Source organism: Chroococcidiopsis sp., from assembly GCF_051657925.1.
Taxonomy (GTDB): Bacteria; Cyanobacteriota; Cyanobacteriia; order Cyanobacteriales; family Chroococcidiopsidaceae; genus Chroococcidiopsis.
In genome coordinates this window covers 1-6459 of sequence record NZ_JBOFLP010000060.1, presented here as the reverse complement: position 1 = coordinate 6459, position 6459 = coordinate 1, and the positions used below count along the sequence as shown (strand labels likewise).

13 protein-coding genes are annotated in these 6459 nt (G+C 42.2%); 10 read left to right on the top strand and 3 right to left on the bottom strand.

The annotated features are described in order from the left end of the window. Positions 1–164 precede the first annotated feature (164 nt). A complete protein-coding gene (locus ACRC32_RS04740; protein ID WP_438552906.1) occupies positions 165–455 on the bottom strand; it encodes a hypothetical protein in 291 nt (96 codons plus the stop codon). A gap of 208 nt (positions 456–663) precedes the next feature. Here ACRC32_RS04740 and ACRC32_RS04735 point away from each other — a divergent pair, with 208 nt between their 5' ends. The 7 genes from ACRC32_RS04735 to ACRC32_RS04705 all read left to right on the top strand — a co-directional run bounded on the left by ACRC32_RS04735 (position 664) and on the right by ACRC32_RS04705 (position 4137). Continuing rightward, positions 664–906 carry a helix-turn-helix domain-containing protein gene (locus tag ACRC32_RS04735; RefSeq protein ID WP_438552905.1) on the top strand — a complete coding sequence of 81 codons (243 nt, stop codon included), beginning with the start codon at positions 664–666 and terminating at the stop codon, positions 904–906. A gap of 35 nt (positions 907–941) precedes the next feature. Then, complete coding sequence (locus ACRC32_RS04730; RefSeq protein ID WP_438552904.1) at positions 942–1400, top strand: hypothetical protein; 459 nt, start codon at positions 942–944, stop codon at positions 1398–1400. Between the two features lie 74 nt (positions 1401–1474). After that, positions 1475–2566 (top strand): hypothetical protein, encoded by a 1092-nt coding sequence (locus ACRC32_RS04725; protein WP_438552903.1) that lies wholly within the window; start codon positions 1475–1477, stop codon positions 2564–2566. Continuing rightward, positions 2563–2721 (top strand): hypothetical protein, encoded by a 159-nt coding sequence (locus tag ACRC32_RS04720; RefSeq protein WP_438552902.1) that lies wholly within the window; start codon positions 2563–2565, stop codon positions 2719–2721. Before ACRC32_RS04725 ends, ACRC32_RS04720 begins: the two co-directional genes overlap by 4 nt. 221 nt (positions 2722–2942) lie before the next feature. Further along, positions 2943–3158 (top strand): hypothetical protein, encoded by a 216-nt coding sequence (locus tag ACRC32_RS04715; protein WP_438552901.1) that lies wholly within the window; start codon positions 2943–2945, stop codon positions 3156–3158. Between the two features lie 35 nt (positions 3159–3193). Beyond that, the gene (locus ACRC32_RS04710) at positions 3194–3376 is read left to right on the top strand and encodes a hypothetical protein (RefSeq protein ID WP_438552900.1); all 183 of its coding nucleotides are present in this window, start codon (positions 3194–3196) and stop codon (positions 3374–3376) included. A 194-nt stretch (positions 3377–3570) separates the two neighbouring features. Then, on the top strand, positions 3571–4137 hold the full coding sequence (locus ACRC32_RS04705) for an NUMOD4 domain-containing protein (protein WP_438552899.1): 567 nt from the start codon (positions 3571–3573) through the stop codon (positions 4135–4137). Here ACRC32_RS04705 and ACRC32_RS04700 read toward each other — a convergent pair. Both ACRC32_RS04700 and ACRC32_RS04695 read right to left on the bottom strand, forming a co-directional pair. After that, positions 4134–4781: a D-Ala-D-Ala carboxypeptidase family metallohydrolase gene (locus ACRC32_RS04700; RefSeq protein ID WP_438552898.1), complete on the bottom strand. Its 648-nt coding sequence runs from the start codon at positions 4779–4781 to the stop codon at positions 4134–4136. The two genes, ACRC32_RS04705 and ACRC32_RS04700, sit on opposite strands and share 4 nt — an antisense overlap. 80 nt (positions 4782–4861) lie before the next feature. Further along, positions 4862–5020: a hypothetical protein gene (locus tag ACRC32_RS04695; RefSeq protein ID WP_438552897.1), complete on the bottom strand. Its 159-nt coding sequence runs from the start codon at positions 5018–5020 to the stop codon at positions 4862–4864. 165 nt (positions 5021–5185) lie between these two features. Between ACRC32_RS04695 and ACRC32_RS04690 the strand changes: the two genes are divergently transcribed. The 3 genes from ACRC32_RS04690 to ACRC32_RS04680 form a co-directional block, all read left to right on the top strand. After that, positions 5186–5737: a type IV pilin-like G/H family protein gene (locus ACRC32_RS04690; protein ID WP_438552896.1), complete on the top strand. Its 552-nt coding sequence runs from the start codon at positions 5186–5188 to the stop codon at positions 5735–5737. Beyond that, complete coding sequence (locus ACRC32_RS04685) at positions 5734–6051, top strand: hypothetical protein (RefSeq protein ID WP_438552895.1); 318 nt, start codon at positions 5734–5736, stop codon at positions 6049–6051. Before ACRC32_RS04690 ends, ACRC32_RS04685 begins: the two co-directional genes overlap by 4 nt. Beyond that, a partial coding sequence (locus tag ACRC32_RS04680) for a hypothetical protein (protein ID WP_438552894.1) occupies positions 6017–6459 on the top strand: 443 nt, incomplete at its 3' end. The genes ACRC32_RS04685 and ACRC32_RS04680, both read left to right, overlap by 35 nt.

Sequence of the window (6459 nt, the reverse complement as noted above, 5' to 3'; positions counted from 1 at the left end):
CCTCTAGTAATATCCGATGGATTGGCTAAAGCGTGTCTCATCAATTGCATTTTCTCTGTCTGGAGTTCAATTAATAATTGGTCAAGGGTCATAATAGTAAGTGAGTTCAGGTTATTGGTATCGACTAACCATCCCAGTAGTTGGGATGGTTTTTTGTTGCAAGACTAGAAAGGAATTGCGATCGCGGCTCTCTCTACTTCTTGTCCCTCGTACTCCAATAACGCTGCATCCCGTTGCATCTGGGCGCTGAAATTACGCATCCCTTGGCAATAACCTTGTAAATAAACTATTTCCGAATACTGGGGCTTGATGCCATCAAACCCGTCATGTACACCATCTAGAAAAAATGCTTCGATTGCGCTCGCAGCTTTCCTGGAGGCGACCTCCAGGAAGCTTTGATGCGAGCGGTCTTGTGCTTGTTGTGCTGCTTGCTCTAGTTCTAAGGTGTATGGCATGATAAAAATACTCCAGTGTATGGGTAGGGGCGATCGCTTTAGTTGTCTAGGCTGTGGGCGATCGCCTTTTGAATATGTGAGCTTCTTTTGATGCGTTCTCGGTGCAGGCTGCTCTTTCCCTCTGCCTTATATGGCTATTGTACTATACCTAGCAAACGCTGTCAATGAATTGGGTATGATAGGGTAAGAACAAAAGCGGCTAAAGATTATGGTTTTAAATAACTTAAAAGAACTAATAGATGCACGGGGCATTACTCGTTATCAATTCTGGAAAGAGACAGAATTCAATAAGGCTACCGCATACAGGCTGTATGATGAGCCAGAGTATATCCCTGGCAGGGAAGTTATGGAACGAATAGCGGAAGTTTATGGATGGGAACCAAAAGAGTATATTGTCTATATCCCTAATGACTTAGCTAATTTAGCTCAAAGACTTGTTGCCACTAACTAGGCATGGTATAATAACCATAGTTAAGGGTTCTAGCTATGGGTATAGTAAAATCACGATTACCAACCAAGGATGAAATTTTAACTACTTGGAATAAAGCATCTTTGCTTGAAAGCAAGCTAATTCCAAAGGTTCCGGCTGTTTACGTGTTAGTAGCAAAACAAGAAATTCTGTATGTAGGAACTAGCAAATTGCTCCGCCAAAGGATTTGTCTTAATCTTTTCGATCATCCGATGACTTTCTTAATTGATCGAGATATTAAGAGCAAACCAGGGCAGGGGCGTTATGAGGCTATTAGAGAATATTTAGATTCTGAGTACAGTTTGGAGGTGTATTGGTGGAATTTTAACCCATCAGAAAGAAAGGAGAGGTATAAATTAGAGCGTGGGTTGATTAATTGTTTTAAACCTCCGCTCAACAGTTTTTCCGGTATAGGAGAGCTAAAAGATAGGTACAAGTGGCTGAATACTGCGGTCAGTTGCACTGTTAAAGTTTGAATATTAAAAACCCCCAACACCACAGTTTCTGAGGCTAAGTGTTGAGGGAAAAATACATCATTTTTTATAATTCTATGATGGCACAAAACACCGTGTTAACTGGGTATACCAGCCAAAAACTATTACTTCCTGGTTCACCATTAATTGTCTGCCCAGAGCTTGTAACTAGGCTTAAGAAAGAAGGATTTAAACGATATGCTACCGATGCTGCTGTCTTCTTGCAGCAGTTGCATTATTTCCTGAGTATGCCTAGCTGCGGGACGGTAATTGACGGTGTTAAGTGGGTGTATAACAGCTTAACCAAGTGGCAGCAAGCTATAAACTGGCTAACTGACTATGCTTTCCGCACCATCAAAAATAAGTTGGTAGAGAGCGGGATTATCAAAGCCCAGCAATTGGGAATCAATGACCAAGGGCGCGATCGCTCTTATTGGTATGCGATTAATTACGAACACAAAGTATTTTTGCAACCTGTAGTCAGTCCGATTTCAACGGATGCAAATAACGATATTAGCGCAGGTGCAAGTAATGATATAAACCCGCGTCCAATTAGCGTACAGTGCGCGGATGATATAGAAACAAAGATTACTCCAGAGAATACTTCAAAGAAAACAACAACACTTGTTGCTGTCAAACAAAAGTTAGAACAAGAAGTAGTCGTCAAACCTTGTACTGACGTTCTGGCTAATCAGCAAGACATTGAACAAGTAGAGCAGAACCCATTAAAAGATTCATCTTCCGCCGCCGCCGAGCGCTCGCAAAAGCAAGAAATAGACAAGCAGATAGGAGCAATGGGGATAAAGCAAAATGACACGATTGACACACTGATTGATGAGACAGACAACCAAATACTTAGGGATGCTATAGCGGCAGCGGCGATTTACATCCAAAAGAATTTTGCAGCCATTGAGAACAAAGCAGCAGTAGTGGTTAGGGCGATAAAAGGTAAATGGCAACCAAACAGACCACAAAACTTAGACTTAACTAGCTTCACGGAAATAAATAGACCCACTAACGAGCAATTGCAGCAATTGCGCGATGCTAGAGATAGAGGGGACATATCGGAGATAAAAATGCTTGAGGTAGTTGGTCAATCTGGATGCAAAACTTTTCATGTTAACGAGCGCGATCGCTGGATACCTTGGACGGAGTATTTAGGGGTATGAACAACCAAAAGCCAACGAGTAAAAAAGCCTTGAAAACCAAGTGGGGAGATATTTTTGATAAGTATCTAGCTGAAGGATACGACTATGCTTATGCGGCATATAAAGCGGATGAATGGGAAAAAGGGCATACAAGTAAAGAGAGCGATCGCAAATGAATAATCTTAATGATGAGCAACAAACTATTAATATGAATCTGACCGTTGAAGAACTTGAACAGTGGCAAGAATCATGGTTGCAGCCGTCGCTGCTAACGATTGCGCTTAAAAGGCAGCTTTTGATTAATCGAATACTAACTGTCGTTTTAGCAATCTCTAGTCTGTCTGTAATTTTGGCGACTTGGTTTAAGATTCGGGCTTGCTGAGGAGAGCGATCGCACATGAAAACCTACACAATCTACGCTCATCCTCGCGACTACCCCAATCACTTTGTCATGCGAGTGTTTAAAATCAAACCTAACGTCGCTCCAATCCCTACGGGCGCGGTAGCGATCGCTCCTACTCTGGAAGAAATCAGAATGTCAATCCCAATAGAATGCGTCCGTATAGAGCGAGACGAACGTGACGATCCGGTAATTATAGAGACTTGGATCTAAGTTAGGCTATAGGTAGCTTTCCTCTTTCTACCGTAATGAACGCATCTGCTGAAGAAATAGCTGTATTGCGAGAACTCCTAGAGCAGCAAACAGCACTCGCTTTAATCCATTACGATACAGCACAAAAGCTAACCGCCGTAGTAGAGGCGCAATCAAAGATTACTGAGGGACTGCTAGCGATGGTACAGGAATTGGTGAGTATCGTTAGAAACGCTTAATAATTCCACCTAATCTTGCCAAGAGATCCAGGTTTATCAAGTCCGCCGCCGCCTCGGATGTCCATCAAGATTAGCGCAAAGCTATACAGGGCTTGTGTTTTGGCTTATTTGTTGTTAAAATAGTTGTATAAATTTTGCCTTGACGTGACTGCGAATCACTCAAGGCGTGAGTCCATTAATTACGGTAATGAACTGTGGATATTGTACAACTGAATTTGTTTGACCAAGAAGTATGGAAGCCTGTAGTTGGGTACGAGGGCTTGTACGAGGTTTCAAGCTTTGGGCGGGTAAAAAGTTTAGGTCGAATTGCTTGGAATGGGCAAGCTAATCACCAGCTTAAAGAAAAGATTTTAAAACAAAGTTTAGGCGGGACTTATTTAAATGTTGCTTTGAGCAAGAACGGTAAACCTAAAACTAAAAGAATACATCAATTAGTAGCAGAGACATTTTTACCCCAACCATTAACACCTACGGGGCGATCGCGTGGTTCTTCAGTTGTCAATCATTTAGATTCAAACCCATTGAACAACCGAGCAGATAACTTAGAATGGACTACTCACGCAGGTAACATGAATTGGTCATATAAAACTAACGGTCAATCACCGCGTAGAAATGTTCGATTTACTGACGAGCAAGTATTGGGAATGAGACAACTAAGAGCTAACGGGATGTCACTAGGAAAAATAGGAAAAGTTTATAACTGTCATTCAAGCACTGTAAGTACAATTGTGCAGCGCAAAACATTTAAACATTTGCCTTAGTAATTCCATCTAACTTTACCAAACTTGCCAACGCGATCTAGACCGCCACCTCCATCGATATCAACATGGCAAAAGCCCTTTTTAGCGCCATAACCCATGCGATCGCCCCATCGGTGGTCTAACCATCTTTGGAGGTCGTGTACGCTACCGCCAGCTAACGGGTAAATATCAGCAGCTAAACCAAGAATATGAGTTGAATTTCTCACGCCCCCTACTTGAGCATTGATGACCTTGGGGCGATACCACGAAGTGATGCTTATAGGATGCCCCCAAGCTTCTCTCACCTTATCTAGTTCTTTAGCTAGTTTGAGGATATTGTTAGCTTCGGTGCTACCAACATTAGGGATACGTCTTTTGTCTTGTTGAGTAACTTCAGCTACCGTAAAGTATTTACTGACAAAACATCGCGGATTGTGCCAGTTGATAACTCCTGTATAACTAGCTCGCTGGGATTCACTAGCCGCTATTGATTTCCCTTTTTCTGGCTCTGGTGCTTCCGGTTCTTTACGAAACTCAATTACCCAGGGACACGAGTCTGCGCTTAACCCAAAACGCGATAACTCAACTTGCAATAACTCTAACCCTCTATTTTGGCTAGGAGTTTCTGCATAATATTTAGCTACATCTTTAATATTAATTGCCATAGTTTTAAGAAAAAGGCAACGGAGTCATGAACGTTGCCATAACCACTACTCAATGAAAACTAAGATCAGTCTGCCCAAAACTAAGCGCGATCGCTCCTTATTTTCCCTTTCAAGCTTCTGATAAATTCTCTAACAATATCTACTTTATTGCGCCCTTCCTGTTCGCAGTATTTCTCCAACAAACTGCGCTCCTCTTCCGTTATCTGGCAAGTAAATGTAGACTTTTTAGCAACTGCCATAACATTAGTTTTTAATTAACATTTTAGTCTTAATTAATTCAAAATTACTATTTATTGACGCAAGAATTAATTGATTATTACTTAATTATTAAGTATAGCTAAAAATGGGTGACAGATTTTGAAAATGTGAGGGTAAGTTACTGCTTGTAATAGTATGCAAGCAATATGATTAAAGTATTAGTTTTGAAGTTAGCGAAATTACCCAGATTGAATGAAGGTTTTACATTAATTGAATTGCTAGTTAGCATCATCATCATTGGAATTTTGGCTAGTATAGCTCTACCTAGTTTTTTGAACCAAACTAATCGGGCGCGGCAAACTGAAGCAAAATTAAATCTTTCTTCTTTAAATAGAGCGCAGCAAGCATTCTATTTAGAAAATAGCCAGTTTGTTACAGACGTAGCCCAAATAGGCAAGCTCGGTGTCGGTATTGCACCAGAAACAGAAAATTATTCAATTACCTTTTCAGAGCCAGAACAAGGAACAGGTGTAGTGATGGTAGCCAATGCTAAAGGCGATGCTTTTAAATCTTATGCTGCTGGCATTGGTCTTGGATATCAAAGTGGCGCAAGCGACCCCGCTACGCTAACGACGCTTTGCGAGTCTACAGAATTAGGGCAGAAGTTGGACGAGAGTGCGATCGCGATTTCAAGCGGTGTAGCCCTCAAGGGTGGTGGCGAAGTAACTTGCGGTAATGGGACGGTGGCAGCAAAATGACAAAACCAGAGCCAGTTATCAGCCCGATCGCCAGCATTGTTATTATGCTGACTACTGTGTTTAGCGTACTAGCTACAGGAGCGATCGCTGCCGTGTTTTCTACTTCCTACGAGTCTAACTGTACGCCAGACACTACTGGGAAATCTGTCTGTACCCAAACGATTAAGTTCCAAGGCTGGGCGGGAATACCTCTGCAACCTCTAGCTGGCGCAATTGGGACGGGCATCGGAATTTATGCGGCTGTAAAGAGTGGCAAGTTACCAGGAATGCGATCTAACAATGAGGAGGAACCAAGTGGTGACGTTCCTAGCTGAAGTTAGCCAAGTTTCTCGCCTCGGACAAAAAGCCAAAGCCATCCTCAAAGGAGTACGCCGCAGCGATGGTTTGTGGGTAAGTGCAGTTGCCAAAACTATCGACTTACCCTATAACCGTACTTGGCACGAAAAGCAACTGCTTTTATTGGAGCTAAATAAGGATGGATTGGTAGAGGAAGCCATCCTTGCTAGCGATCGCTTGTTTGAAGCTTTGAAGGAGTGGAATTTGCGCCTCGCCCGTTTCGACAGCGACAAAGTAGAACTGGAATTGCAAAAAAAATCCTTGGAGTACCAAGCTGTCAAGCTCTATGCCAGGGAACAAGAACTTAGGAAAGCTGAAGAACTCCAACGTCTATCTGAGAAGTCTTTAGAAGAACTCAAAGCGCTTGCTGATGAAAAGTTACAGGC

Coding starts and splice junctions, on each gene's coding strand:
- ACRC32_RS04715 (WP_438552901.1), top strand. CDS start 2,943: ATGAAAACCTACACAATCTACGCTCATCCTCGCGACTACCCCAATCAC.
- ACRC32_RS04685 (WP_438552895.1), top strand. CDS start 5,734: ATGACAAAACCAGAGCCAGTTATCAGCCCGATCGCCAGCATTGTTATT.
- ACRC32_RS04740 (WP_438552906.1), bottom strand. CDS start 455: ATGCCATACACCTTAGAACTAGAGCAAGCAGCACAACAAGCACAAGAC.
- ACRC32_RS04695 (WP_438552897.1), bottom strand. CDS start 5,020: ATGGCAGTTGCTAAAAAGTCTACATTTACTTGCCAGATAACGGAAGAG.
- ACRC32_RS04700 (WP_438552898.1), bottom strand. CDS start 4,781: ATGGCAATTAATATTAAAGATGTAGCTAAATATTATGCAGAAACTCCT.
- ACRC32_RS04725 (WP_438552903.1), top strand. CDS start 1,475: ATGATGGCACAAAACACCGTGTTAACTGGGTATACCAGCCAAAAACTA.
- ACRC32_RS04735 (WP_438552905.1), top strand. CDS start 664: ATGGTTTTAAATAACTTAAAAGAACTAATAGATGCACGGGGCATTACT.
- ACRC32_RS04710 (WP_438552900.1), top strand. CDS start 3,194: ATGAACGCATCTGCTGAAGAAATAGCTGTATTGCGAGAACTCCTAGAG.
- ACRC32_RS04690 (WP_438552896.1), top strand. CDS start 5,186: ATGATTAAAGTATTAGTTTTGAAGTTAGCGAAATTACCCAGATTGAAT.
- ACRC32_RS04730 (WP_438552904.1), top strand. CDS start 942: ATGGGTATAGTAAAATCACGATTACCAACCAAGGATGAAATTTTAACT.
- ACRC32_RS04720 (WP_438552902.1), top strand. CDS start 2,563: ATGAACAACCAAAAGCCAACGAGTAAAAAAGCCTTGAAAACCAAGTGG.